Here is a 23,849-nt window from a genome sequence, read left to right as displayed (position 1 = left end):
CCCGTTCGACGACCGTAGGCAGCCCCCGATCCGGCGACAAGTCACCTGTGCACAACCGCATACCCGGGGACCGGATCCTGGTTATGTTCGCGGCAATTCGACCGAGGGGGTCAGCTTTGCCTGCAACCGATCTGGAGCTGCGCCGGGTGTCAATCCATTCCGGCACCGCCGTCGCCGACCTAGCCCTGCCGGCCGGGATTCCCGTCGCCATACTCACGCCGTCGATCGTCGACATCCTGCGAGTCCGCGACGGCGACGACGGCCTGACCGGCAAGCGCTACCACCTGTCAGTCCTCGGCCGCTCCACCCTGGACCCCTCGAAGACACTGGCGCAGAGCGGCATCGGAGACGGCGCCGTTCTGCTACTGACCCAGCCCTCGGCCCCGCCGCCCGCGCCGCGCCACCACGACGCCGCGGAGGCCGTGTCGGAGGCGCTGGCGGCGGCTCGCGGGCCGGCAGCGGATGCGCGGCGCCGATTCGCGGCGCGACTCGCCGGCGTGCTGGCGGCGGGCTGCCTCACCGGCATCGGTGTGCTGGCGCTGGCCCGAGATGCGTTCGACCCCAACGCAGAACGAGACATTCCCACCACGGTGGCCGTGGCGGCAGCCGTCGGCCTGATCGCTCTGCTATCCGCTGCGGTTGCGCGCCGCGCCTATCGGGATACCGTCGCCGGGCTGGCGCTGAGCGCGATGGCCACCGCGTTTGCGGCCGTTGCCGGCTTTCTGGCGGTGCCCGGCGCCCCGGGTATCTGCAATGTGCTGCTGGCCGCGACGTCGGCGGCCGTCACGAGCGTGCTGGCGATCCGGGCTTCGGGCGGCGGCGTGATCACGTTGACCGCCGTGTCATGCGTCGCGACGGTCGTCGCCGTGGCCGCATTGGTGGGGGTGATCACCGCGGCCCCGGCGTACGCGATCGGCGCGGCATCGGCGCTGATATCGCTTGGCCTGCTTGGGGCAGCGGCGCGGATCTCGATCGTGGTGGCGGGGCTGTCGCCCCGGCTGCCGCCGGCCGCGGACATGGACGAGCGCGAAACTAACCGCGACTGCCTCGCCGCGCGAGCGCTGCGCGCCGACGCCTGGCATTCCGGCCTGCTTGCCGGGTTTTCCTCATCGGCGGCCGTCGGCGCCGTCGTCACCGTCCTGGCCGGCGCACCGCGCCTGTCTTGCCTGGCTTTCGGCGGCATCACCGGCGCTTTGCTGCTGCTGCGTGCACGTTCGGATGACGGCGGCCGGATGCTGGCGGGCGCCATCGCCGGAATCGCAGTGTTGGCAACGACATTCGGTGCCGCCGCCTGGAGCGTGCCAGGGCACGGGCCGTGGGTCGCGGCGGCGTCGGCAACGCTGGCCGCCGCGGCGATGTATATCGCCTTCGTCGCACCCGCGATATCGACTCCGCCGCCGGCACGCCGCACCGTCGAGGCGCTGGAGTGGCTGGCGCTGGTCGCCATGGTCCCGCTGACTTACTGGATATGCGGCCTCTATGACGCCGTCCGCGGACTGGATCTCGCATGAGGTCGTCGCGCGCGGCACGCCTCCTGTCGGCGTCGACGCTGGCGTCGGTATCGCTGCTGGGAGCGTCGCCGGCACAAGCGGTTTCACCGCCGCAGGTCGATGACCAACGGTTACCGAAGCCCGCGCGGCCCGCGCCACCGTGGCCGACGGTGCAACGCGAGGTTTGCGCGACGATGACGACGGGATCGCCGCCCAACCGGCCGGCCGATCTCCCCGACCTGTCGCGGGTCCGGCAACTGACCCGGGGCGCCGGGCAGCGGGTCGCGGTCATCGACACCGGCGTTTCGCGGCATAGCCTGCTAGCCGACGTGATTCCGGGCGGAGACTACGTCTCCAGCGGAGACGGCACCCAGGATTGCGACGCGCATGGCACCCTGGTGGCCGGAATCATCGCTGCGTCAACGGATTCGGCGGAATCCGGGTTAGGCGGGATGGCGCCCGAGGCCACCGTGATCGGCATTCGCCAGTCCAGCGGGAAGTTCTCCCCCGCCGCCGATCGGTCCCGCGCCGGCGTCGGCGACGTCGACACCATGGCGAAAGCCGTCCGCACCGCCGCCGATCTCGGCGCGTCGGTGATCAACATCTCCTCGGTTGCCTGCGTTCCGGTCGCATCTGCGCCCGACGACCGCGCGCTGGGCGCCGCGCTGGCCTACGCCGTGGACGTCAAGAACGCCGTCATCGTGGCCGCGGCGGGCAACACCGGCGGACCCGCGCAATGCCCGCCTCAGCGCCCGGATGTCACCCGGGAGACCGTCACGGTCGTGGTCAGCCCGGCGTGGTACGACGACTACGTGCTGACCGTCGGCTCGGTGAACACCGCGGGGGCGCCGTCGGCATTCAGCCTGGCCGGCCCCTGGGTGGACGTCGCCGCCCCCGGTGAGGCGGTCACGCCGCTCGGCTCGGAACCGGTGTCCGGCACCAGTTTTGCCGCGCCGGTGGTCAGCGGGCTGGCCGCCCTGATCCGGGCCCGGTTCCCGGGGTTGACCGCACGGCAGGTGATGCAGCGCATCGAGTCGACGGCGCATCACCCACCCGCCGGGTGGGATCCGCTCGTCGGTAACGGCACCATCGACGCGCTGGCGGCGGTCAGCACCGATCCCGGACCGCCCGCGGCCACCGCGACACCGGCGCCCGCGCCGATTGCCGCGCCGCCGCCGGCCGCACCGCCGAACACCCACGCGCGCGACATCGCATTGCGCGGCGCCGCCATCTGCCTAGCCGCGCTGGGGCTGGCGCTGACCGCCGGTGCCGCCAGGGCCCGACTACGGGGTCGCCGCGACAACGTCGCGCGGAGTTGATGCCTTCTCTCTGCTCAGCTCCGGTCCCGCCGGAAGGCTTTCCAGGACCGGCCACGGCGCCGGGTTCGGCGCCGGCAGCCCCAGGTCGTGCGCGGCGGCGTCGTCGTGGATCGCGAACCGCACCCCCGCCTCGGTGACCAGGTAGCGCGTGCCGGCCTGCACGTAGGCGCTGCGGGTGGGCGGCAGGTACACGGCGTCCAGCGCTGGACCGCGGCCGTCGGCCTGCGACAAGGTCACCGGCGTCTGACCCACCGGCAGCGGCGGCCGGCCGCCGGCAAGAAGCGTGACGCCGGACGGCGCTGCCCGCCACGAGACGCACAACGTGCCCTCGTCCGTCAGGGCGGGCGCCCGGTCGGGAAAGCTGCCGACCGGCAGCGCGTCCACGATCGGGGCGGCGCGGATCGCATCAGGTGCCACTGTGATGGCGTGGGCGGTCCCCTGGGAGTCGCTGAACCGGAGGAGATCGGCGGCCACCTGCCCGATCCGCTGGACCCCGGCGGCAAGCACCGCGTAATACTCGTCACCCCAGCCGCGCGTGACGCGCACCACACTGCCCACCGTGAATCCCGGCAGGCCGGCCGCTTTCCGGCCGGCGCCGCGGATCCGAAGCGGCCTGATCGACGGCGCCTCGGGAATGGCCTTCAGCAACGATGGCGAGACGGCCCGCGGTGCGCGGCCTTCCAGCCGGAGCGCGCGCGCCACCGCGGTGTCGGCGACGTCCACCGCGGCCCGCTGCCCGTCGTAGAGCAGGTAGGCCGGCGAACCCGAACCGGCGGCGACCAGGGCGGCTTGCCCGGAGCTCAGGCGGCGGGCGGTCGCGTCGGCCGGGCGGCCCAAGACGACCGTGGTCGCGCCGGCGCCGTCGGTATCGCAGATCGTCCAGGCCGAATCGTCCGCCGACAACGGCTCGCCGATGAACTGCGGCGCACCCGGGATGCCCAGCAGGGGCCCGCGTTTGACGCGGGCCAGCTCCGCTTCGGGCACGGGCCGGGGTTTGGCCGCCGTCGCCGCTATCAATCGCGCCGACGCCAGGTTCAGCACCGGGTGCCAGGTATCGCCTACCCGCACGTACAGCGCCCCGGATTCCCGTCCCATCACCAGCTGGGCGCCATCCAACGCCACCCGTGGACGCAGCAAAGCGAGGACCGCGGATCCGGTGACGGCGATCGCAGCCAGCACGCACCCGATCGTCAACGCCGCCGTACGCGTAGGCGAGCGGACGCTAAGGGTGTGGACATCCCCGCCCAGCAACGCGCACTCGACGCGACGCAGCAGGAATCGGTAGCCGCTGACCTGCAGCCACGTGGTCGACTGACGCGGCACTGATCCCCCCACCCGTGCGTACCGGATGCGCACACGATAGAGCGCCCTACCGCGGGGTCGCTTAATTGATCCACAGCTCAGCGAGGTTTGGAACCCTGCTTAGGGTGGGTAAAGTTGTGGCGTGAAATTTCACCGCATAGGTCGCTGCGTCGGGCTCGGGGCCTCTGCACTGGTCACCGCTTCCGGCCTGCTCGTATCCCCCGCCGCGGCGCCCATAGCCTCCGCCTTCGACTGCCCGGACGTCGAGGTCATCTTCGCCCGCGGCACCAACGAGCCGCCCGGGCTGGGCCGGGTTGGCGACGCCTTCGTGGACTCGCTGCGCCAGCAGACCGGCCTGAACATCCTGCCCTACGGGGTGAACTACGCCGCCAGCAAGCTGCAGCTGCACGGCGGTGACGGCGCCAACGACACCATCGACCGCGTCAAGAAGAGCGTGGAAACCTGCCCGAACACCAAGATCGTGCTGGGCGGCTACTCGCAGGGCGCGTCGGTGATGGACATCGTGGCGGGCGTCCCGATCGGCGGCATCACCTGGGGCAACTCGCTGCCGCCGCAATACGCCAAGAACATCGCCGCCGTCGCCACCTTCGGCGACGTGGCCGACCGCGCCGGCGGCACGCTGCCCAGCCAGAGCGCGCTGCTGGGCTCCAAGGCGATCGACCTGTGCAACCCCAACGACCCGATTTGCCACGCGGGCCCGGGTAACGAGTGGAGCGGGCACACCGAGGGCTACGTCCCCGTCTACACCACCCAGGCCGCGGCGTTCGTCGCGAGTAAGTTGCTGGCCGGCTCGGGTCAGTCGGTTCCCGGGTTCGGGCCCCCGCTGGGCCCCGTTCCGACCCAGCCCGGTGGCACGCCGTCGCCGGTGTACGGGCAGACCCCGCCCGGGTCACCACCCTCGATCCACGGCGGGACTGCTCCCGCCCCCAACGCGCCGGCCGCGCCACCCACGGTGTCTCCGCAAGCTCCTCTCGTCTGAATCGTTACCGGCCCGCGATCAACGCGCCCCTAACATCGTGGGGTGAGGCTTATTCCGTTGACGCTGGGCGCCGGGCTGCTCGCGGGGGCCGCGATAGTGGTTGCTCCCCAACTGCTTCCCCAAGCCTTCGCCTCCTGCCCCGGCGTCGAGGTGGTGTTCGCCCGGGGAACCGACGAGCCGCCCGGGGTCGGCAAGGTCGGCGGGGCGTTCGTCAACGCGCTGCGCCAGCAGACCGGCAAAAGCGTTGGCGCATACGGGGTGAACTACCCGGCCAGCAAGGACTTCCTGGCCGCGGCCGACGGCGCCAACGATGCCAGCAACCACGTCCAGCAGATGGCCGGCAAGTGCCCCAACACCAAGCTGGTGCTCGGCGGGTACTCCCAGGGTGCGGCGGTCATCGACATCGTCACGGCCGCACCGCTGCCGGGCCTCGGCTTTCGTGAGCCGCTGCCGGCCGCGGCCGCCGACCACGTCGCCGCGGTCGCCCTGTTCGGCAATCCGTCCGGCCGGGCGGGTCAGCTGATGAGCGCCCTGACGCCGGAATTCGGCGGCAAGACCATCGACTTGTGCAACCCGGGCGACCCGATCTGCTCGCCGGGTAACCGGTGGGCATCCCACCTGGGCTACGTGCCCAAATTGACAAACCAGGCCGCGAGCTTCGTCGCGACCAAGGTTTAGCGGGAGCGCAGGTCCCGGGTGACCAGGTTGCGCGCTTCCAGTTGGTCGTCGGGTGGGTAGTCGACGCGCACCAGCGTCAACCCGTGCGGCGGCGCGGCCGCGAAGTCACTGGATCGGCTTGTGGCGGTGAGTAATTCACGACACCACGAGGCCGGGCGCCGGTGCTCGCCGACGGCCAGCAGCGCCCCCACCAGCGAGCGCACCATCGACCAGCAGAACGCGTCGGCGCTGACGTGCGCGGTGATCAGATCCCCGTCGCGCGACCAATCCAGGCGCTGCAGGTCGCGGATGGTCGTGGCGTTCGGGCGATGTCGGCAGAACCCGGCGAAGTCGTGCAGCCCCACCAGATCTCGTGAAGCGGCGGCCATCGCGTCGACGTCAAGCGGCCGCGGCCAGGCGGTGACGTAACGGGCCTGCTGCGGCTCGACCCCGTACACAGCGGTCGACAGCCGATACACGTAGTGGCGCCGCAGCGCCGAGAACCGGGCGTCGAAACCGGCTGGGGCGCGGGTGATGTCGAGCACCCGGACGTCGGTGGGCAAAAACCGGCCGAGCCGGCGCACCAGCGGCACGAATTCCGCCTCGCCGGGGTGTGACGATCGCGGATAGGCGTTCGACAGCGCGTCCGGGGGCACATCGACGTGGGCCACCTGACCGGTGGCGTGCACGCCCGTGTCGGTGCGCCCGGCCGCCCGCAGCCGCATCGGCGTGCGGAAGACGGTCGTCAACGCCTCGTCGAGAACTCCGGCGACAGTACGCTGGCCGGACTGAGTCGCCCAGCCCGCGAATTCCGTTCCGTCATAGGCGATGTCGAGCCGTAGACGGACGGCCTCGCTAACTCTCGTCAGCCTCGTCAGCCTCGTCGGCCTGCTCGGCTTCGGCCCTCGCGGCCACGGCCTTCTCGGCCTTCTCCGCGGCCTTGGCTTCGGCTTCCGAGGATTCCGCGGCCTCAGCCTCACTGGTCTCGGCCGGCTCGGTCACCTCTTCGGCCGTCGGGCCGACGGCTTCCTCGGGCTCGACGGCCGCCTGAGGTGCCGCAGCCGCCGCGACAGGAGCTTCTTTGGTTTCGGGGGCCTTCTTGGAAGACTTCACCCGACGCGCCCGGTCGGCCTCCGAGGTCACCGTCTTCTCCAGCACCAACTGGATCACCGCCATCGGGGCGTTGTCGCCCTTGCGCGGCTCGACCTTGATGATGCGGGTGTAGCCGCCGTTGCGGTCGGCGAAGAACGGCCCGATCTCCTCGAACAGCTTGTGCACGACGTCCTTGTCGCGGATCTTCTTGAGCACCTCTCGACGGTTGTGCAGCGTGCCCTTTTTCGCGTGTGTGATCAGCTTCTCCGCGTACGGCCGCAACGCGCGCGCCTTCGGCTCCGTCGTCTTGATCTGGTTGTGCTCGAACAGCGACGTGGCCAGGTTGGCCAGCAGGGCCTTCTGATGCGAAGACGACCCGCCGAGGCGAGGGCCCTTGGTGGGCTTGGGCATTGCACTATCTCCTAAGTGGGGCCGACCCCCGTATCAGGTAGGGCCGGGACGGACTTCAGTTATCGGTGTCCGGTTCCTCAGCCGGCCGCTGCACGGCCGCATCGTCACCGGACGGCTATTACAGCTGTTCGGTTTCCGCGTAGTCCTGGTCGTCGTAAGCGCCCTCGGTGGACCAGGTGCCCGTGGCCACGTCGTAGCCCGCGACCTGCGACGGGTCGAAACTCGGCGGGCTGTCCTTGAGCGACAGGCCCAGCTGGTGCAGCTTGACCTTCACCTCGTCGATGGACTTCTGACCGAAGTTGCGGATGTCGAGCAGGTCGGACTCGGTGCGGCTCACCAGCTCGCCGACGGTGTGCACGCCCTCGCGCTTGAGGCAGTTGTACGACCGCACCGTAAGGTCCAGGTCGTCGATCGGCAGCGCGAACGAGGCGATGTGGTCGGCCTCGGCCGGTGACGGCCCGATCTCGATGCCCTCGGCCTCGACGTTGAGTTCGCGTGCCAGGCCGAACAATTCGACCAGGGTCTTGCCGGCCGACGCCAGCGCGTCGCGCGGCGTGATCGAGCTCTTGGTCTCGACGTCCAGGATCAGCTTGTCGAAGTCGGTGCGCTGCTCGACACGGGTCGCGTCGACCTTGTAGGTCACCTTGAGCACCGGCGAGTAGATGGAATCGACCGGGATGCGGCCGATTTCGGCACCGGAGGCCCGGTTCTGCACCGCCGGCACGTAGCCGCGGCCACGCTCGACGACGAGCTCGACCTCGAGCTTGCCCTTGTCGTTCAGCGTCGCGATGTGCATCTCGGGGTTGTGCACCGTGACACCGGCGGGCGGCACGATGTCACCCGCGGTGACCTCGCCCGGGCCCTGCTTGCGCAGGTACATGGTGACCGGCTCGTCCTCCTCCGAGGACACGACCAGTCCCTTGAGGTTCAGGATGATCGCGGTGACGTCTTCCTTCACCCCGGCGACGGTGGTGAACTCGTGCAGCACGCCGTCGATGCGAATGCTGGTGACGGCCGCGCCGGGAATCGACGACAGCAGCGTCCGGCGCAGCGAATTGCCCAGGGTGTAACCGAATCCGGGCTCGAGGGGCTCGATGACGAACTGCGAGCGGTTGTCGGTGAGCACTTCCTCCGACAGTGTGGGTCGCTGAGAGATCAGCATGGTGTTTCTTCTTCTCCTTCTCGGCACCCGCTATTTGATGCCGTTGGGGTTTCGAGCCGGCCGGCTCGAAAGTTCGTTACTTCGAGTAGAACTCGACGATCAGCTGCTCGGCGAGCGGCACGTCGATCTGCGCGCGCTCGGGCAGCTGGTGGATGAGGATGCGCTGACGCTCCCCCACGACCTGCAGCCAGCTCGGGATCGGGCGGTCTCCCGCCGTTTCCCGCGCGATCTGGAACGGCACCGTGTTCAGCGAGCCGTCCCGCACGTCGATGATGTCGTACTGCGACACCCGGTAGCTGGGCACGTTGACGTGCACGCCGTTGACACTGAAGTGGCCGTGGCTGACCAGCTGGCGGGCCATCCGCCGCGTGCGGGCGAGCCCGGCGCGGTAGACGACGTTGTCCAGTCGGCTTTCCAGGATCTTGAGCAGCTCCTCACCTGTCTTGCCGGGCTGCCGGGTTGCCTCTTCGTAGTAGCGACGGAACTGCTTCTCCATCACGCCGTAGGTGAAGCGGGCCTTCTGCTTCTCCTGCAACTGCTGCAGGTATTCGCTTTCCTTGATCCGCGCGCGGCCGTGCTGGCCGGGCGGGTAGGGACGCTTCTCGAACGCCTGGTCGCCACCGACGAGGTCGGTGCGCAGCCGGCGCGACTTGCGGGTGATGGGTCCGGTGTAACGAGCCATGATTTGTGTTCCTAGACCCTTCTGCGCTTCGGCGGACGGCAACCGTTGTGGGGCTGGGGGGTGACGTCGGAGATCGCGCCGACCTCGAGACCCGCGGCCTGCAGCGAGCGGATCGCCGTCTCCCGGCCCGAGCCCGGGCCCTTCACGAACACGTCGACCTTGCGTACGCCGTGCTCCTGCGCCTTGCGGGCGGCGTTCTCGGCGGCGAGCTGTGCGGCGAACGGGGTCGATTTACGCGAGCCCTTGAAGCCCACGTGACCCGACGACGCCCAGGCGATGACGTTGCCCTGGGGGTCGGTGATGCTCACGATCGTGTTGTTGAACGTGCTCTTGATGTGCGCGGCACCGTGGGGGATGTTCTTCTTTTCCCGCTTGCGGGTCTTCTGCCCCTTCTTGGGGGCAGAGGCTGCCTTCTTGGCTGGTGGCATGGGCGATTACCTGGCCTTCTTCTTGCCTGCGATGGTGCGCTTCGGGCCCTTGCGGGTGCGCGCATTGGTCTTGGTCCGCTGGCCGCGCACCGGCAGGCCGCGGCGGTGCCGCAGGCCCTGGTAGCAGCCGATCTCGATCTTGCGGCGAATGTCGGCCTGCACCTCGCGGCGCAGGTCACCCTCTACCTTGAGGTTCGCTTCGATGTAGTCACGCAAGTGGGTCAGCTGGTCGTCGGTCAGGTCCCTGGTGCGCAGGTCCTTGTCGATCCCCGTAGCTGCCAGGATCTCGTTCGACCGGGTACGGCCGACGCCGAAGATGTAGGTCAGCGCGATCTCCATCCGCTTGTCGCGCGGCAGATCGACGCCTACTAATCGAGCCATAGGTGGCGTTTCCTCTTTTTCTCGGCGGAGGTCTGATCCCAACCCGTTCCCGCCCCGAAGTTTGAGGCGGGGCCCGGCCTCCGTCCGGGCGTGGATGAGCGGCCTATCCGCTCAGTGGTGTTGGGAGGTCTGCATTCAGTTGTTAAGTGAGCTGGGCTTGATGGATCCTGGCGACCCGCTGCGCCCGGCTACGCCGCGCTTGCGATCGCCACTAGCCCTGACGCTGCTTGTGGCGCGGATCGGAGCAGATCACCATGACCCGCCCATGCCGACGGATCACCCTGCACTTGTCACAGATTGGCTTGACGCTCGGGTTCACCTTCACGGCTGTTCGATCCTGTTCTTTGTTGTCTGATTCGGGCTCTTACTTGTACCGGTACACGATGCGGCCCCGGGACAGGTCGTAGGGAGACAGCTCCACCACCACCCGGTCCTCGGGCAGGATGCGGATGTAGTGCTGCCGCATCTTGCCGCTGATGTGGGCGAGCACCTTGTGACCGTTCTCCAGCTCAATGCGGAACATCGCATTGGGCAGGGGCTCGACCACGCGGCCCTCGACCTCTATGGCACCGTCCTTCTTGGCCATAACTTTTTAGCAATCCTCGTCTTCGGTTTCGTATCCTGATGTGCGCCCTTACCGGCGCAGCATTCGCCCGACTAGAAACGTGGGCCGGTTACAGGAAATTCCTCAGACAGGGCACGCAAAAAGTCGGCGCGGATGACGCACCGTTGTCCCACGATACCTGGTCAGGCGCCCTGACCCAAAATCGCGGGCAGCGAAATCCGCCCGGCCGATAAACCGCCTCCTCGACCTGCCGTCAGCGCCCTGACGAGGGCATACTTAACCTCGATGACGAGCCCCGCAGGCCCCGCAACCCCCTCAGTTCAGCCTCGCAAGCCCGTGCTGCTGACCGTCGACGACGATCCCTCGGTGTCGCGCGCGGTCGCCCGCGATCTGCGCCGCCAATACGGCGACCGGCACCGGATCGTGCGCTCCGAGTCGGGTCCCGACGCCCTGGAGACGCTCAAGGAGCTCAAGCTGCGCGGCGAGACGGTCGCCGTGCTGATCGCCGACTACCGGATGCCGCAGATGAGCGGCATCGAATTCCTCGAGCAGGCGATGGACCTGTACCCCGCGGCGCGCCGCGTGCTGCTGACCGCCTACGCCGACACCCACGCCGCCATCGACGCCATCAACGTCGTCGACCTGGACCACTACCTGCTCAAGCCGTGGGATCCGCCGCAGGAGAAGTTCTACCCGGTCATCGACGCGCTGCTGGACGCCTGGCGGGCGGCCCCGGAACGCCCGATCCCGCACACCAAGGTGATCGGGCACCGCTGGTCGGAGCGGTCCTGGCAGGTGCGCGACTTCCTGGCCCGCAACGGGCTGCACTACTCGTGGTTCATGGCCGACGACCCCGACGGCGAGCGGTTGCTCAAGGCCGCCGGCCAGGACGGCCTGCGGCTGCCCGTCGTCGTCACCGAACGCGGCGACACCCTCGTCGAACCCACCGACGCGCAGCTGGCCGACACCCTGGGCCTGACCACCACGCCGTCGCAGGAGTTCTACGACCTGATCGTCATCGGCGGCGGGCCGGCGGGCCTGGCCGCCGCCGTGTACGGCGCCTCCGAGGGCCTGCGCACCGTGCTCATCGAACGCACGGCGACGGGCGGCCAGGCGGGCCAGAGCTCACGCATCGAGAACTACCTCGGCTTCCCCGACGGGGTGTCGGGCGGCCAGTTGGCCGACCGCGCCCGCCGGCAGGCCGAGAAGTTCGGGGCCGAACTCATCACCGCCCGTACCGCCACGGCGCTGGAGGTCAACGGCCCAAAGCGCACCGTGCGGTTCGCCGACGGCGGCTCGATCGACGCGCACGCCGTCATCCTGGCCACCGGCGTCGCCTACCGCCAGCTGCCGGCGGAGGGCTGCGGCGAGCTGACCGGCCGCGGCGTCTACTACGGGGCGGCCGTCTCGATCGCGTCTGAATGCGCGGGCGAGGAGGTCTACGTCGTCGGCGGGGCCAACTCCGCCGGCCAGGCCGCGATGTACCTGTCCCGCGAGGCCAAGTCGGTCACCATCGTGGTGCGCGCCCCGTCGCTGGACGCCTCGATGTCCCACTACCTGATCCAGCAGATCCAGCAGCGGCCGAACATCACCGTGCGCACCTGCACCGAGGTGCGCCGCGCCGTCGGGGACGACCACCTGGAGCGGCTGACCCTGGTCGACAACCGGACCGGGAAGACCGAGGACGTCAGCTGCGCCCGGATGTTCATCTTCATCGGCGCCGCGCCGCGCACCGAGTGGCTGGACGGGGTGCTCGCCCGCGATGACCACGGCTTCGTGCTCACCGGGCCGGACCTGCGCAACGTGTGTGGCTGGACGCTGGACCGCCCGCCCCACCACCTCGAGACCAGCGTGCCGGGCGTGTTCGCCACCGGCGACGTGCGGGCCGAGTCCGCCAAGCGCGTCGCGGCCGCGGTCGGCGAGGGGTCGATGGCCGTCATGCTGGTGCACCGCTACCTGGCGGAATCGTGACAGCCAAGACGCCGTGCGAGCCCGACGAGCTGCGCACCCTGTTCCTGTTCGAGGCGCTCACCGACGAGCAGCTCGCGGTGTTGTGCGCCAACGGGCACATCGAGAATTACGAACCGGGCCCGATCTGCGTCGAGGGTGAGCCGGCGACCTGCTTCTACGTCCTGATCGACGGCGAGCTGATGATGTCGAAGCTCTCCGGCGGCCAGGACATCGAAACCAACCGCACGTCGCAGCGTGGCGTGTATTGCGGGGCGTGGCGGGCGTTCACGGGCGGGAAGCAGAAGAGCTACGACGCCTCGGTGCACGTGACCAAGCCGTCGCGGTTCTTCGTGATGGACGCGCCGGTGTTCGCCCGGTTCATGAAGGACCAGTTCCCGATGGCCGTTCACCTGCTCGACGGCATCGCCGTCGGCACCGACCGGACCCGCCGGATCATCGACAACCGGGAGAAGTTGCTGGCGCTGGGCCGGTTGTCGGCCGGGCTGACCCATCAGCTGAACAACCCCGCGGCCGCCATCGCCCGGGCGGCGGCCGACTTGCGCGAGCGGGTCGCAGGCATGCGGCACAAGCTGGCCATGCTGGCCGACGGGACCGTCAGCCCAGAGGCGCTCAGCGCCCTGGTCCGCCTGCAGGAGGGGGTCGCCGAGCAGGTCGCCAAGTCGGCGTCGGAGCACCTGAGCGCCATGGAAACCGCCGACCGCGAGGACGCCGTCGGCGACTGGCTGGAAGACCACGGCGTCGAGGGCGGATGGGACATCGCGCCCACCTTCGTCGAAGGCGGCATCGACACCGACTGGCTGGAACGGATTTCCACGGTCAGCGACGAACTCGCATCGACCTCGCTGGAGGAGGCGATCCGGTGGCTCAACTACACCATCGAGAGCGAGCTGCTGATGAACCAGATTCTGGAAGCGAGCAAACGGATCTCGGCGCTGGTCGCCGACGCCAAACAGTATTCGCAGCTTGATCGGGCCCCGTTCCAGGTGGCCAACGTCCACGATCTGCTGCGCAGCACGCTGGTGATGTTCGCCGACCGGTTGACCAAGGACGGCGGCAAGGACGGCGCAGCAATCAACCTGGTCAAGGATTTCGACCAATCGCTTCCCGAAATCCCTTGCTACCCAGGCGATCTCAACCAGGTGTGGACCAATATCATCGACAACGCCATCGCCGCGATGCGCGACACGGGCGGCACGCTGACCGTCCGCACCTGCCGGGAGGGCCAGAGCATGGCCCGCGTCGAGATCTGCGACACCGGGCCCGGGGTGCCCGAGGACGTGCGCGGGCACATCTTCGAGCCGTTCTTCACCACCAAACCGTTCGGCGAGGGCACCGGCCTGGGGCTGGACCTGGCGTTCAACATCGTCGTCAAGAAGCATCGCGGGGACCTGCGCGTGGAGTCGGTGCCCGGCGATACCCGGTTCATCGTGCTGCTGCCGCTCGAGGTCCCGCCGGCCGCCGACGTGGACGTGGACCCTGCGGAATAGGGGCAGCGCCGCGCAGGTTGGGAACAACCATGACCGATGCAGCGAGCAAGCCCAATCTCGGCCGGTTCGGATCGTTCGGACGCGGCGTGACGCCCCAACAAGCCAAAGACATCGAAGCCCTGGGCTACGGTGCCGTGTGGGTGGGCGGGTCGCCGCCGGCCGAGCTGGCCTGGGTGGAGCCCATCCTCGAAGCGACGACCACCCTGCAGGTGGCCACGGGCATCGTCAACATCTGGACGGCGGCCGCCAAGCCGGTGGCCGAGTCTTTCCACCGCATCGACAAGGCCTACCCCGGCCGCTTCCTGCTGGGCATCGGCGTCGGCCACCCCGAGGCGCACGCCGAATACCGCAAGCCATACGACGCGCTGGCCGAGTACCTGCAGCAGCTCGACGACTACGGGGTGCCCGCCAACCGCCGGGTGGTGGCCGCGCTGGGCCCGCGCGTGCTCAAGCTGTCCGCGGAGCGCGCCGCCGGGGCGCACCCGTACCTCACCACCCCCGAGCACACCGCGCGGGCCCGCGAGCTGATCGGCCCGTCGGCGTTCCTGGCGCCCGAGCACAAGGCGGTGCTGACCACCGACCCCGAGAAGGCCCGCGCGGTCGGCCGCAGGGCGCTCGACATCTATTTCCAGCTCGCCAACTACCGCAACAACTGGAAACGGCTCGGCTTCACCGACGAGGAAGTCACCAAGCCGGGCAGCGACCGCCTGGTCGACGCGGTGGTGGCCTACGGCACGCCCGAGGCGATCGCCGCCCGGTTGAAGGAGCACCTCGACGCGGGCGCCGACCACGTGCCCGTGCAGGTCCTGACGAAGGATGAAAACCTGGTGCCGGCGTTGGCCGAATTGGCGGGGCCGCTCGGACTGAGCTAGCAGACCTACATGAGCAGGTAGATGACCGGGGCAGTAGCGCTCAAACCCGACCTTGGCCGGTTCGGTGTATGGCTACCCAACCGCTCCGTCACCCCCGAACTGGCGGCACGGATCGAGTCGCTGGGCTACGGCGCCGCGTGGATCGGCGGTTCGCCGGACGCCGAGCTGGCGTGGGTGGAACCCGCCCTGGAACGGACCACATCGCTGCAGCTGGCCACCGGGATCGTCAACATCTGGACCGCGCCCGCGCGCGCCGTCGCCGAGTCCTTCAAACGCATCGAAAAGGCCCATGCCGGAAGGTTTTTGCTGGGAATCGGGGTGGGGCATACCGAGCACACCGAGGGGTACGTCAAGCCGTACGACGCGCTGGTCTCCTACCTCGACGAGCTCGACGCCGCGATGGTGCCGACCAGCCGCCGGGTGCTCGCGGCGCTCGGGCCGCGCGTGTTGCGGCTGGCGGCGCGGCGCAGCGCCGGCGCGCACCCGTACCTGACCACCCCGGAACACACCGCCAAGGCCCGCGAACTGGTCGGGAACTCCGTGTTCCTGGCGCCCGAGCACAAGGTGGTGCTGACTACTGACGCCGAGGAAGCCCGCGCCATCGGCCGCAGGTACGCGGATTTCTACCTGGACTTGAGCAACTACGTGAACAACTGGCTGCGGCTCGGGTTCACCGAAGCCGACGTGCGCAAGCCGGGCAGCGACAGGCTGATCGACGCGGTGGTCGCCCACGGCACGCCGGAGGCGATCGCGGCCCGGTTGAAGGAGCACCTCGACGCGGGCGCCGACCACGTGGCCGTCCAGGTGCTGGACAGCGGGGACGACGACGCGCTCATCTCGGCGCTGAGCGAACTGGCCGGGCCGCTGGGGCTGACTCCCGCAAGCTGACCGATCCGCTCGGTTAGGGTTTGACCATGCGGTTACTGGTCACCGGCGGCGCTGGGTTCATCGGCGCGAACTTCGTGCACAGCACGGTCCGCGAGCACCCCGAAGACTCCGTGACGGTGCTGGACGCCATGACCTACGCCGGCCGGCGGGAGTCGCTGGCCGACGTCGAGAACGAGATCCGGCTGGTGGTGGGCGACATCTGCGACGCCGAGCTGGTCTTCCGGCTGGTCGCCGAGTCCGACGCGGTGGTGCACTTCGCCGCGGAGAGCCACGTGGACAACGCGCTGGACGACCCGGCGCCGTTCCTGCACACCAACGTGGTCGGCACGTTCACCATTCTGGAAGCGGTCCGGCGGCACGGCGTACGGCTGCACCACATTTCGACCGACGAGGTCTACGGCGACCTGGAGCTCGACGACCCCACCCGATTCACCGAGTCGACGCCCTACAACCCGTCGAGCCCGTACTCGGCCACCAAGGCCGGCGCCGACATGCTGGTCCGGGCCTGGGTGCGCTCGTACGGTGTGCGCGCGACGATCTCGAACTGCTCCAACAACTACGGGCCGTACCAGCACGTCGAGAAGTTCATCCCGCGCCAGATCACCAACATCCTGACCGGCCGGCGGTGCAAGCTGTACGGCAGCGGCGCCAACGTCCGCGACTGGATCCACGTCGACGACCACAACAGCGCCGTGCGGCGCATCCTGGAAAAGGGCGAAATCGGCCGCACGTACCTGATCAGCTCCGAGGGCGAACGCGACAACCTCAGTGTGCTGCGCACGCTGCTGAAGATGATGGGTCGCGAACCCGACGACTTCGACCACGTGCCCGACCGCGTCGGCCACGACCTGCGCTACGCCATCGACCCGTCGCTGCTGTGTGACGAACTGTCTTGGGCGCCAAAGCATACCGATTTCGAAGAGGGCTTGGGCGCCACCATTGACTGGTACCGTGCCAACGAATCGTGGTGGCGCCCTTTGAAGGACGCCGCGGAAGCCCGTTACGAAGAGCGTGGTCAGTGAGATGAAAGTTCGCGAACTCGCCATTCCCGGCGCCTGGGAGATCACCCCCACCATTCACGGCGATTCCCGTGGCTTGTTCTTCGAATGGCTTACCGACCACGCGTTCACCGAGTTCGCCGGTCACCATTTGGATGTCCGGCAGGCGAACTGTTCGGTCTCGGCCGCCGGCGTGTTGCGCGGCTTGCACTTTGCCCAACTGCCGCCGAGCCAGGCGAAATACGTGACCTGCGTGCGCGGCTCGGTGTTCGACGTTGTGGTGGATATCCGGGAGGGTTCACCGACATTCGGCCAGTGGGATTCGGTGCTGCTCGACGACAAGGACCGCAGGACGATCTATCTTTCCGAAGGCCTGGGGCACGGCTTCCTTTCCTTGCAGGACGATTCGACGGTGATGTATCTGTGCTCGGCCGAATACAACCCGCAACGCGAGCACACCATTTGCGCGACCGACCCCGCGATCGGGGTGGACTGGCCGCTGGTCAACGGCGCCGCCCCCACCCTGTCCGAGCGTGACGCCGCGGCGCCCGGCTTCGAAGAAGTTCGCGCCGCCGGGCTTTTGCCCAGCTTTGAGGAGACGCGGACGTTCATTGACGGCATGCGCAACAAATAAGCGCGCACACCGGCAATTGCAGTTCTTTCTCGGCCGGCTTCTCAGGCCGCTATGGACCGACCGGCCATTTGCCACCCAGCGGTACCGTAGGTACCGCAAACCAGCTTTCTCTGGTGTTCGGTGAGGATACGATGGCGCGATAGCGCAGTGCGGCCTACTGGGGGAGGCGAATGAAACTCGAGCAAGCCTTCGATCCGCGAAATAATGCGCTGAACGCCTGGCGGCTGGCACTGGCGGGCGAGGTGATCTTCTGGCACACCTTTCCCATCAGGGGACACGTCCCGTCGGCCCGGGCGGTTCTCCAACTACTTCTTTGCATCGGGGTGGACGGGTTTTTCGCCATCTCGGGGTTTCTCATCACCGCGAGTTGGCTCAGCAATCCGCGCCTCCGCGAGTATCTCGCCGCTCGCGCGCTCCGCATTTTGCCCGGGTTCTACGTCTGCTTGCTGGTGACCGCGTTCGTCATCGCCCCTCTCAGCGTGGCGATTCAAGGCGGCTCGCCTGGCAAGCTCATCACTTCGGGCGCCCCGCTGGACTTCGTGTTGAAGAACAGCGCCGTGGCGCTGGTGAAGTTCGATATCGGCGGCACACCGCACGGGATTCCGAGTGCAGGCGTCTGGAACGCGTCCCTGTGGTCCCTCATCTGGGAAGTGATGTGCTACCTCATCGTCGCCGTCATCGGCGTGGTCGGGCTCGCCACCCGCCGGTGGGTTTCCCTCGCGTTCCTGGTCGTGGCGACGGCCGGGGCGATGATGATGCCGCCGCTGAAATTCCCCGACGTGTTGACTCAGCACGAGGGTGACGTGCGCTCCGCCCTGCTTTTCCTGGCGTTCCGCACCGCCATCATGTTCGCGGCCGGCGCGTTCCTGTATCAGTGGCGCGACGTGATCCCCGCCCGCTGGTCGCTCGTCGCGGTGAGCGCGGTCATCGTGCTCGCGGCCGGCTCGCTGCCCGACTACCGGGTCGTCGCCGCCCTGCCCCTGGCCTACGCCGTGGTCGTGTCGGGCTCGCTGATCCGCAACAAGCACCTGAGACTCCGTACGGACCTGTCCTACGGCATGTACATCTACGCGTACCCGACCCAGCAGTTGCTGCTCGTCTGCGGGCTGATCACCCTTAATCCGCTGTTGTTCACCGGTGTGACCGCCGCGGCCACGCTACCGCTGGCGGCGGCGAGCTGGTTCCTGATCGAGAAGCCGGCGCGGTCCCTCAAACGTCGATTCAAAAAGAGATCCCTCGCCCCCCAGGACCAGGACGAAACCGCGATAACGCTGCCTGCCCACGAGGCCGCGTTGCCACCCGAGCTTCCGGGCACCGCCTAGCCGCAAACCCGCCTCGCCGGGCGCGTTCGGTCGATAGGATGACGCGGACGACGGGGGGCGAGGCATGACGGTCAGAGTCCGATGAAACTGGGGCAGGTATTCGATCCGCGCAAGAATGCGTTGAACGCGTGGCGGTTAGCGCTCGCGGCCGAGGTGATGCTTTTCCATTCCTGGCCCGTCACCGGCCACATGCCCCCCGCGGCGATCCTCCAGCTCTTCTTCTCCGTGGGGGTCGACGGGTTCTTCGCGATCTCGGGGTTCCTGATCACCAGGAGTTGGCTCACCGACCCGCGACTGCGTGACTATCTCGCCGCCCGGGGCCTGCGCATCCTGCCCGGCTTCTACGTCTGCCTGGTGGTAACGGCGTTCGTGTTCGCGCCGCTGAGCGTGCTGATCCAGGGCGGGTCGGCGATGAAGCTGCTGCAGTCCGTCGCGCCGGTCCAGTACGTACTGAGAAACGGCGCGGTGGCCTACCTCCAGCCGTCCATCGCCGGCACATTGAGTGGGGCGCCCATCGGGCCCACCTGGAACGCGTCGCTGTGGTCCCTCGTCTGGGAACTGCTGTGCTACCTCGCCGTTGCCCTCATCGGCGTCATCGGGCTGGCCAACCGCAGGTGGGTTTCTCCCGTGCTGTTGGTGGTGGCCGTCTGCGCGGCGTTGGCGTTCCCGCCGCTGACCTTCCCCGGTGTGTGGACCATCCCGCAACTGGCGGCGCGTTCGGCAATCATGTTCGCCGCCGGGGCGGTGATGTATCAGTGGCGCGACGTGATCCCCGCCCGCTGGTCACTGGTCGCGGTCAGCGTGGTCATCGTCGGTGCGGCCGGCTTCCTGCCCGACTATCGCGTCGTCGCCGCCCTTCCCCTGGCGTATGCCGTCATCGTCTCGGGTGCCCTGCTCCGCCACGAGCGGCTGCGGTTGCGGACGGACCTGTCGTACGGCGTGTACATCTATGCCTTCCCCACCCAGCAGCTGCTGGCCGTCTGCGGGCTCGCGGCTTTGCACCCAGCCGTGTTCTTCCTCATCGCGGCCCTCGCCACGCTGCCGCTGGCCGCCCTGAGTTGGTTCGTCATCGAAAAGCCCTCGATGTCCCTGAAACGCCGGCTCAGGCAGAAGTGGAGCGCCGCTCCGCCCGCCGAAGCCGGCGACGATCGTCCGGGCGACCTCGTCGCCGACCGGCGCGCCCCCAAGGCCGCCCCGGGCAGCGCCTAGCTGTCGATTGCGGGTCGATCCGAATTGATAAAAAGCCCGACACGCGCCCGGCCGCGTGACGTAATATGCCGCGGACGGCTCGGGGGCGATGTGGGCGGAGGCCAATGAACCTCGGGCAGGTATTCGATCCGCGGAAGAATGCGCTCAACGCGCTGCGTTTGGTACTGGCGGCCGAGGTGATGCTCTGGCACTCCTGGCCGGCCACCGGCCGCATGCCGCCCGCGGCGATCCTCCAGGTTTTCTTCTCGGTGGGTGTGGACGGCTTCTTTGCGATCTCGGGATTCCTGATCACCAGGAGTTGGCTCACCGACCCGCGAGTGCGTGACTATCTCGCTGCCCGGGCCCTGCGCATCCTGCCCGGTTACTACGTCTGCCTGGTCGTGACGGCGTTCGTGTTCGCACCGGTGAGCGTGCTCATTCAGGGTGGGTCCGCAATGAAGTTGCTGGGCTCGACCGGGCCGATCGAGTACGTCCTGAAGAACATCGGCGTGGCCTACCTCCAGCACGATGTCGGCGGAACCCCGCACGGCATCCCGAATTCCTACGTCTGGAACGCCTCCCTGTGGTCGCTGTTCTGGGAAGTGATGTGCTACCTCGCCGTTGCCGGCATCGGCCTGGCCGGACTCGCCAACCGGCGGTGGGTTTCCCCTGTGATGTTGGCGGTGGGCGTGTTGGCGGCCACCCAGCTGCCGCCGCTCACCTTCCCGGGCGTGTGGACCATCCCTCAGCTCGCCGTGCGCTCCGCCATCATGTTCGCGGCCGGAGCGGTGATGTACCAGTGGCGCGACGTGATCCCGGCGCGCTGGTCGCTCGTCGCGGTGAGCGTGGTCATCGTCTTCGCGGCCGGCCTGCTGCCCGATTACCGGGTCGTCGCCGCCCTTCCGCTGGCGTACGCGGTCATCGTCTCGGGCGCGCTGCTACGCCACAAGCGGCTGCGGTTACACACGGACCTGTCCTACGGCGTCTACATCTACGCCTTCCCCACTCAGCAGATGCTGGCCGTCTGCGGGCTGGCAACCCTGGATCCATTTCTGTTCTTCGCCCTCAGCGCCCTCGGCACCCTGCCGCTGGCCGCGGCGAGCTGGTTTGCGATCGAGAAGCCCTCGATGGCTCTCAAACGCCGGCTCAAACAAAAATGGGCGTACCGCTCCGACGACGACGATCACGCTGCGGCAGCCTCGAGGTGAATCATGAACCTCGGGCAAGCGTTCGATCCGCGCAAGAACGCTCTCAACGCATGGCGGTTGACGCTGGCGACCTCGGTGATCGTCGGACACTCCTTCATCCTCACGGGCCACGAATGGACGGGCGCGCGATTCATTGCCGCCGGGGGCGTCGACGGCTTCTTTGCCGTTTCCGGGTTTCTCATCACCGGTAGCTGGCTCCGCCACCCCCACCTCCGGGACTATTCCGTCGCCAGGGCCCTTCGCATCCTTCCCGGCTACTACGTCTGCCTGGTCATCACAGCGTTCGTCATCGCCCCGCTGGGCGTGGCGATTCAGGGAGGTGCGGCGCTGAAGCTCCTGCTGTCCTCCGCGCCCGTCGAGTACGTCGCGATGAACATCGGGGTGGTGATGCTCAAGGGCGACGTCGGCGGGACACCGCGCAACGTCCCATATCCGGGGAGCTGGAACAGTTCGCTGTGGACGCTCATTTTCGAGCTGGGCTGCTACGCGGCGGTCGCCGCCATCGGCAAGGCCGGGCTCGCCAACCGTCGGTGGGTTTCCCCCGCGATCTTGGCCGTGGCGGTGGTCGGCGAGGCCTTCTCGGCCCCCCTCGAGCTGGGCCAGCCGCTGGCCGGCCAGATCGCGGCTGCAACCGCGCGTTTCGCGGTCATGTTCGCCGCCGGGGCGTTGCTCTACCAGTGGCGGGACAAGATTCCCGCCCGGTGGTGGCTCGTCGGGTTGAGCGCTGTCGTCGTTGCGTTGGGCGGCACCCTGCTCCCCCATTACCGGCTACTCGGTGGGATTCCGCTCGCGTACGCCATCATCACCTCCGGTGCACTTTTGCAGAGCAAGCGCCTGAGACTACGTACGGACCTGTCGTATGGCGTGTACGTCTACGCCTTCCCGATCCAGCAGGTGCTGGTCATCTCGTGGGATGGCCTACCGAATCCGGTTGTGCACGCAGTCGTTTCGACGATGGCCACACTGCCGGTGGCCGCGCTGAGCTGGTTCCTGGTCGAGAAGCCCGCGATGTCACTCAAGTCTCGGCTGTTGACGAAGTGGGCAGCCGCCAAGCCCGCCGCCGAACAAGCCGCCGACGCGGTCGACCTCATCCCCGATAAGCCGGCGGGCGGGGTTCCCGATCCCGCCTAGTCGCCAGATCCACCGCCCACAACAGCACCGTCAGCACCTCGGCGCCAACGGCGATCGCGGCGTGTGGTGCGGGGTCCCAGCCCCGCTCCGAAAAGCCAAGAAGCCCAACCGTTCTCGATAAGAGGAACGCAGCCAGCGAACCACCCGCCACGGCGGCCGCTGCCCAGCGGAGCCATCCGGGACCGCCCAGCAGGATCAGCAGAGCTATGGCGACCGAGGCGCTGGCCTGAATCAGAAATGCGGCGCCGATGTCCGGGATGTGTCGGTAGCCATGGACATACAGGTAGGCATGGCTGGCGGCGCCGAGGGCCAACGAGGCGGCCAGGCCGACACGGAGCAGAAGAGTCATTGCAGGGCCTGATCTTTCAACGCCAGGGCGGTCTCACCCCTGGTGTAACTCACCTCGCGGATGCCGAGCGCGTAGCGAAGCTTGCCAGCCGGCAGCGTGACCGGCTTGGGCGCGGGCCCGTCGCCGGGCCGCGGCAGCGGGTATGCGGTCGTCGTCCCGCTGTAGAACGTCACGTTGCCCTCCGTCTTGGAAAACAATTGGTGCACATGCCCGTTGAGGCAGGTGACCGACGAGAACCGGCGCAGGTAGGACAGCGCCTGGGTGGCGTCGTCGGTGCCCCAGCCCCAATTCGGGTACATCGCGAACAACGGGATGTGGCTGAAAACGACGATGGGGGTATCGCTGGACAACCGCGCGACGTCCTTCTCGACGAACTCCAGCTGATCGGCGCCCAGATGCCCGAGCTTGTGCAGGTTCAACGTGTTGACCAGCGCGATCACGTGAATGCCCGCGATGTCGAAGCTGTACCAGCCGTCACCGACGGATCCCTTGCCGAAGGCGTTTCGGTACTTTCGCCCCGCGTCGTCGACCGAGTCGTGCTCCCCGGGGACGGTGAACACATGCGGCGCCTTCAAGGCGGTCATCATCTGCTTCACCTGGTCGAACTGCGCGGGGCTGGACAGGTGCGTGAGGTCTCCGGTGTGCACGACGAAATCCGGTGTGTAGCCGAGGTTGTTGACCTGGTCGATCGCGCGCCCGAAAGTGCCGGCGACGTCGGGGTTGGGCGCCCCGGTGAAGCCGATGTGGCTGTCGCTGATCTGGGCGAACCTCAGGGTGGGCCGGGCGTGCGTGCGCCCGGCCGCGCTCGTGCCGGCGACGTGCGAGATCACCTCGCCGCCGACCACGGCGAACCCGACCGCGGCCCCGAACCACGCCGTGTGCCGCATCAGCTGGCGGCGACTCATATTCGGGTTCATCGCGTCACCACCACGGTTCCGCGCATCATCGGGTGGATCGAGCAGACGTAGTCGAAAGTGCCGGCGTCGGTGAAGGTGTGGGTGAAGGTGGCCCCGGTCCCCATCCCGGGTGAGCGGAAGGAACCGTCGCTCGCGGCCACGGTGTGCGGTTCTTCGTCGCGGTTGGTCCACGTGACGGTGGTGCCCGCCGCGACGGTCAACGTGGCGGGCGCGAACGCGAAGCCGTCGATGTCGATCCGGTCGCCGCTCAGCGGAGCCGCCGGTGCGGTCGCGGACACAGGGCCCATGGGCGCGCCGGTACCGGAGCCGGTGGCGGGCCGCGAAGCCGAGCAGCCCGCCAGCAACGCGGCGGCGGCCAGCGCGGCCGCCGAAAGTTTTGCAAACTTCATGCCCGG

Annotated in this window: 26 protein-coding genes; 14 read left to right on the top strand and 12 right to left on the bottom strand. The window is 68.4% G+C overall.

Features of this window, described 5'->3' with window-relative positions:
- Nucleotides 1-83: 83 nt before the first annotated feature.
- Both eccD and mycP read left to right on the top strand, forming a co-directional pair.
- Complete coding sequence (eccD, locus tag KXD96_RS08185; RefSeq protein ID WP_313901627.1) at nt 84-1,511, top strand: type VII secretion integral membrane protein EccD; 1,428 nt, start codon at nt 84-86, stop codon at nt 1,509-1,511.
- Nucleotides 1,508-2,809 carry a type VII secretion-associated serine protease mycosin gene (gene mycP, locus KXD96_RS08180; RefSeq protein ID WP_260744110.1) on the top strand — a complete coding sequence of 434 codons (1,302 nt, stop codon included), beginning with the start codon at nt 1,508-1,510 and terminating at the stop codon, nt 2,807-2,809. Before eccD ends, mycP begins: the two co-directional genes overlap by 4 nt.
- Here mycP and eccB read toward each other — a convergent pair.
- Nucleotides 2,774-4,132 carry a type VII secretion protein EccB gene (eccB, locus tag KXD96_RS08175; protein WP_260744109.1) on the bottom strand — a complete coding sequence of 453 codons (1,359 nt, stop codon included), beginning with the start codon at nt 4,130-4,132 and terminating at the stop codon, nt 2,774-2,776. The two genes, mycP and eccB, sit on opposite strands and share 36 nt — an antisense overlap.
- Before the next feature lie 121 nt (nt 4,133-4,253).
- On the opposite strand from eccB, the gene KXD96_RS08170 reads away from it, so the two are divergent.
- Nucleotides 4,254-5,111, top strand: a complete 858-nt coding sequence (locus KXD96_RS08170; protein WP_260744108.1) for a cutinase family protein — start codon at nt 4,254-4,256, stop codon at nt 5,109-5,111.
- Between the two features lie 57 nt (nt 5,112-5,168).
- Entirely contained in the window at nt 5,169-5,789 is a 621-nt protein-coding gene (locus KXD96_RS08165) for a cutinase family protein (RefSeq protein WP_260745274.1), read from the top strand.
- Here the strand turns inward: KXD96_RS08165 and truA are convergent.
- From truA to infA, 8 genes are all read right to left on the bottom strand, one after another.
- Entirely contained in the window at nt 5,786-6,646 is an 861-nt protein-coding gene (gene truA, locus KXD96_RS08160; RefSeq protein WP_260745273.1) for a tRNA pseudouridine(38-40) synthase TruA, read from the bottom strand. The two genes, KXD96_RS08165 and truA, sit on opposite strands and share 4 nt — an antisense overlap.
- Nucleotides 6,624-7,271, bottom strand: coding sequence for a 50S ribosomal protein L17 (gene rplQ / locus KXD96_RS08155; protein ID WP_260744107.1), 648 nt, complete (start codon nt 7,269-7,271; stop codon nt 6,624-6,626). The genes truA and rplQ overlap by 23 nt, the downstream gene beginning before the upstream one ends.
- 118 nt (nt 7,272-7,389) lie before the next feature.
- Nucleotides 7,390-8,433: a DNA-directed RNA polymerase subunit alpha gene (locus tag KXD96_RS08150; protein WP_260744106.1), complete on the bottom strand. Its 1,044-nt coding sequence runs from the start codon at nt 8,431-8,433 to the stop codon at nt 7,390-7,392.
- 76 nt (nt 8,434-8,509) lie between these two features.
- Nucleotides 8,510-9,115, bottom strand: coding sequence for a 30S ribosomal protein S4 (gene rpsD, locus KXD96_RS08145; protein WP_067273257.1), 606 nt, complete (start codon nt 9,113-9,115; stop codon nt 8,510-8,512).
- A gap of 11 nt (nt 9,116-9,126) precedes the next feature.
- Nucleotides 9,127-9,543, bottom strand: a complete 417-nt coding sequence (gene rpsK, locus KXD96_RS08140; RefSeq protein ID WP_046182344.1) for a 30S ribosomal protein S11 — start codon at nt 9,541-9,543, stop codon at nt 9,127-9,129.
- 6 nt (nt 9,544-9,549) lie between these two features.
- A complete protein-coding gene (gene rpsM / locus KXD96_RS08135; RefSeq protein WP_007167900.1) occupies nt 9,550-9,924 on the bottom strand; it encodes a 30S ribosomal protein S13 in 375 nt (124 codons plus the stop codon).
- Between the two features lie 211 nt (nt 9,925-10,135).
- The gene (gene rpmJ / locus KXD96_RS08130; RefSeq protein ID WP_003879483.1) at nt 10,136-10,249 is read right to left on the bottom strand and encodes a 50S ribosomal protein L36; all 114 of its coding nucleotides are present in this window, start codon (nt 10,247-10,249) and stop codon (nt 10,136-10,138) included.
- 39 nt (nt 10,250-10,288) lie between these two features.
- Nucleotides 10,289-10,510, bottom strand: a complete 222-nt coding sequence (gene infA / locus KXD96_RS08125; protein ID WP_003418601.1) for a translation initiation factor IF-1 — start codon at nt 10,508-10,510, stop codon at nt 10,289-10,291.
- Between the two features lie 264 nt (nt 10,511-10,774).
- On the opposite strand from infA, the gene KXD96_RS08120 reads away from it, so the two are divergent.
- The 10 genes from KXD96_RS08120 to KXD96_RS08075 all read left to right on the top strand — a co-directional run bounded on the left by KXD96_RS08120 (nt 10,775) and on the right by KXD96_RS08075 (nt 22,188).
- Complete coding sequence (locus tag KXD96_RS08120; protein ID WP_260744069.1) at nt 10,775-12,460, top strand: FAD-dependent oxidoreductase; 1,686 nt, start codon at nt 10,775-10,777, stop codon at nt 12,458-12,460.
- Nucleotides 12,457-13,947 (top strand): ATP-binding protein, encoded by a 1,491-nt coding sequence (locus KXD96_RS08115; protein WP_260744068.1) that lies wholly within the window; start codon nt 12,457-12,459, stop codon nt 13,945-13,947. The genes KXD96_RS08120 and KXD96_RS08115 overlap by 4 nt, the downstream gene beginning before the upstream one ends.
- 29 nt (nt 13,948-13,976) lie before the next feature.
- The gene (locus KXD96_RS08110) at nt 13,977-14,819 is read left to right on the top strand and encodes an LLM class F420-dependent oxidoreductase (protein WP_260744067.1); all 843 of its coding nucleotides are present in this window, start codon (nt 13,977-13,979) and stop codon (nt 14,817-14,819) included.
- 21 nt (nt 14,820-14,840) lie between these two features.
- Nucleotides 14,841-15,707: an LLM class F420-dependent oxidoreductase gene (locus KXD96_RS08105; protein WP_260744066.1), complete on the top strand. Its 867-nt coding sequence runs from the start codon at nt 14,841-14,843 to the stop codon at nt 15,705-15,707.
- Nucleotides 15,708-15,733: 26 nt separating this feature from the next.
- On the top strand, nt 15,734-16,729 hold the full coding sequence (gene rfbB, locus KXD96_RS08100) for a dTDP-glucose 4,6-dehydratase (protein ID WP_260744065.1): 996 nt from the start codon (nt 15,734-15,736) through the stop codon (nt 16,727-16,729).
- Between the two features lies 1 nt (nt 16,730).
- Complete coding sequence (rfbC, locus tag KXD96_RS08095; protein WP_260744064.1) at nt 16,731-17,339, top strand: dTDP-4-dehydrorhamnose 3,5-epimerase; 609 nt, start codon at nt 16,731-16,733, stop codon at nt 17,337-17,339.
- 170 nt (nt 17,340-17,509) lie between these two features.
- Nucleotides 17,510-18,661, top strand: coding sequence for an acyltransferase (locus tag KXD96_RS08090; protein ID WP_260744063.1), 1,152 nt, complete (start codon nt 17,510-17,512; stop codon nt 18,659-18,661).
- Nucleotides 18,662-18,742: 81 nt separating this feature from the next.
- On the top strand, nt 18,743-19,870 hold the full coding sequence (locus tag KXD96_RS08085; RefSeq protein WP_260744062.1) for an acyltransferase: 1,128 nt from the start codon (nt 18,743-18,745) through the stop codon (nt 19,868-19,870).
- 104 nt (nt 19,871-19,974) lie between these two features.
- Nucleotides 19,975-21,057, top strand: coding sequence for an acyltransferase (locus tag KXD96_RS08080; protein WP_260744061.1), 1,083 nt, complete (start codon nt 19,975-19,977; stop codon nt 21,055-21,057).
- A gap of 3 nt (nt 21,058-21,060) precedes the next feature.
- Entirely contained in the window at nt 21,061-22,188 is a 1,128-nt protein-coding gene (locus KXD96_RS08075; protein WP_260744060.1) for an acyltransferase, read from the top strand.
- Here the strand turns inward: KXD96_RS08075 and KXD96_RS08070 are convergent.
- From KXD96_RS08070 to KXD96_RS08060, 3 genes are read right to left on the bottom strand one after another with little or no spacing between them, the layout of a single operon-like run.
- Nucleotides 22,145-22,537 carry a hypothetical protein gene (locus KXD96_RS08070; protein WP_260744059.1) on the bottom strand — a complete coding sequence of 131 codons (393 nt, stop codon included), beginning with the start codon at nt 22,535-22,537 and terminating at the stop codon, nt 22,145-22,147. The genes KXD96_RS08075 and KXD96_RS08070 overlap by 44 nt on opposite strands.
- Nucleotides 22,534-23,454, bottom strand: coding sequence for a metallophosphoesterase (locus tag KXD96_RS08065; protein ID WP_260744058.1), 921 nt, complete (start codon nt 23,452-23,454; stop codon nt 22,534-22,536). The genes KXD96_RS08070 and KXD96_RS08065 overlap by 4 nt, the downstream gene beginning before the upstream one ends.
- A complete protein-coding gene (locus KXD96_RS08060; RefSeq protein WP_260744057.1) occupies nt 23,451-23,843 on the bottom strand; it encodes a cupredoxin family copper-binding protein in 393 nt (130 codons plus the stop codon). Before KXD96_RS08060 ends, KXD96_RS08065 begins: the two co-directional genes overlap by 4 nt.
- Nucleotides 23,844-23,849 lie beyond the last annotated feature (6 nt).

Source organism: Mycobacterium sp. SMC-2 (assembly GCF_025263485.1).
Lineage (GTDB): Bacteria > Actinomycetota > Actinomycetes > Mycobacteriales > Mycobacteriaceae > Mycobacterium.
Note: the sequence above shows the minus strand (reverse complement) of the source record. Positions and strands in the feature narration are given on the sequence as shown.

Coding starts and splice junctions, on each gene's coding strand:
- eccD (WP_313901627.1), top strand. CDS start 84: ATGTTCGCGGCAATTCGACCGAGGGGGTCAGCTTTGCCTGCAACCGAT.
- mycP (WP_260744110.1), top strand. CDS start 1,508: ATGAGGTCGTCGCGCGCGGCACGCCTCCTGTCGGCGTCGACGCTGGCG.
- rplQ (WP_260744107.1), bottom strand. CDS start 7,271: ATGCCCAAGCCCACCAAGGGCCCTCGCCTCGGCGGGTCGTCTTCGCAT.
- KXD96_RS08150 (WP_260744106.1), bottom strand. CDS start 8,433: ATGCTGATCTCTCAGCGACCCACACTGTCGGAGGAAGTGCTCACCGAC.
- rpsD (WP_067273257.1), bottom strand. CDS start 9,115: ATGGCTCGTTACACCGGACCCATCACCCGCAAGTCGCGCCGGCTGCGC.
- rpsK (WP_046182344.1), bottom strand. CDS start 9,543: ATGCCACCAGCCAAGAAGGCAGCCTCTGCCCCCAAGAAGGGGCAGAAG.
- rpsM (WP_007167900.1), bottom strand. CDS start 9,924: ATGGCTCGATTAGTAGGCGTCGATCTGCCGCGCGACAAGCGGATGGAG.
- infA (WP_003418601.1), bottom strand. CDS start 10,510: ATGGCCAAGAAGGACGGTGCCATAGAGGTCGAGGGCCGCGTGGTCGAG.
- KXD96_RS08120 (WP_260744069.1), top strand. CDS start 10,775: ATGACGAGCCCCGCAGGCCCCGCAACCCCCTCAGTTCAGCCTCGCAAG.
- KXD96_RS08110 (WP_260744067.1), top strand. CDS start 13,977: ATGACCGATGCAGCGAGCAAGCCCAATCTCGGCCGGTTCGGATCGTTC.
- KXD96_RS08105 (WP_260744066.1), top strand. CDS start 14,841: ATGACCGGGGCAGTAGCGCTCAAACCCGACCTTGGCCGGTTCGGTGTA.
- rfbB (WP_260744065.1), top strand. CDS start 15,734: ATGCGGTTACTGGTCACCGGCGGCGCTGGGTTCATCGGCGCGAACTTC.
- rfbC (WP_260744064.1), top strand. CDS start 16,731: ATGAAAGTTCGCGAACTCGCCATTCCCGGCGCCTGGGAGATCACCCCC.
- KXD96_RS08090 (WP_260744063.1), top strand. CDS start 17,510: ATGAAACTCGAGCAAGCCTTCGATCCGCGAAATAATGCGCTGAACGCC.
- KXD96_RS08085 (WP_260744062.1), top strand. CDS start 18,743: ATGAAACTGGGGCAGGTATTCGATCCGCGCAAGAATGCGTTGAACGCG.
- KXD96_RS08080 (WP_260744061.1), top strand. CDS start 19,975: ATGAACCTCGGGCAGGTATTCGATCCGCGGAAGAATGCGCTCAACGCG.
- KXD96_RS08075 (WP_260744060.1), top strand. CDS start 21,061: ATGAACCTCGGGCAAGCGTTCGATCCGCGCAAGAACGCTCTCAACGCA.
- KXD96_RS08070 (WP_260744059.1), bottom strand. CDS start 22,537: ATGACTCTTCTGCTCCGTGTCGGCCTGGCCGCCTCGTTGGCCCTCGGC.
- KXD96_RS08065 (WP_260744058.1), bottom strand. CDS start 23,454: ATGAACCCGAATATGAGTCGCCGCCAGCTGATGCGGCACACGGCGTGG.
- KXD96_RS08060 (WP_260744057.1), bottom strand. CDS start 23,843: ATGAAGTTTGCAAAACTTTCGGCGGCCGCGCTGGCCGCCGCCGCGTTG.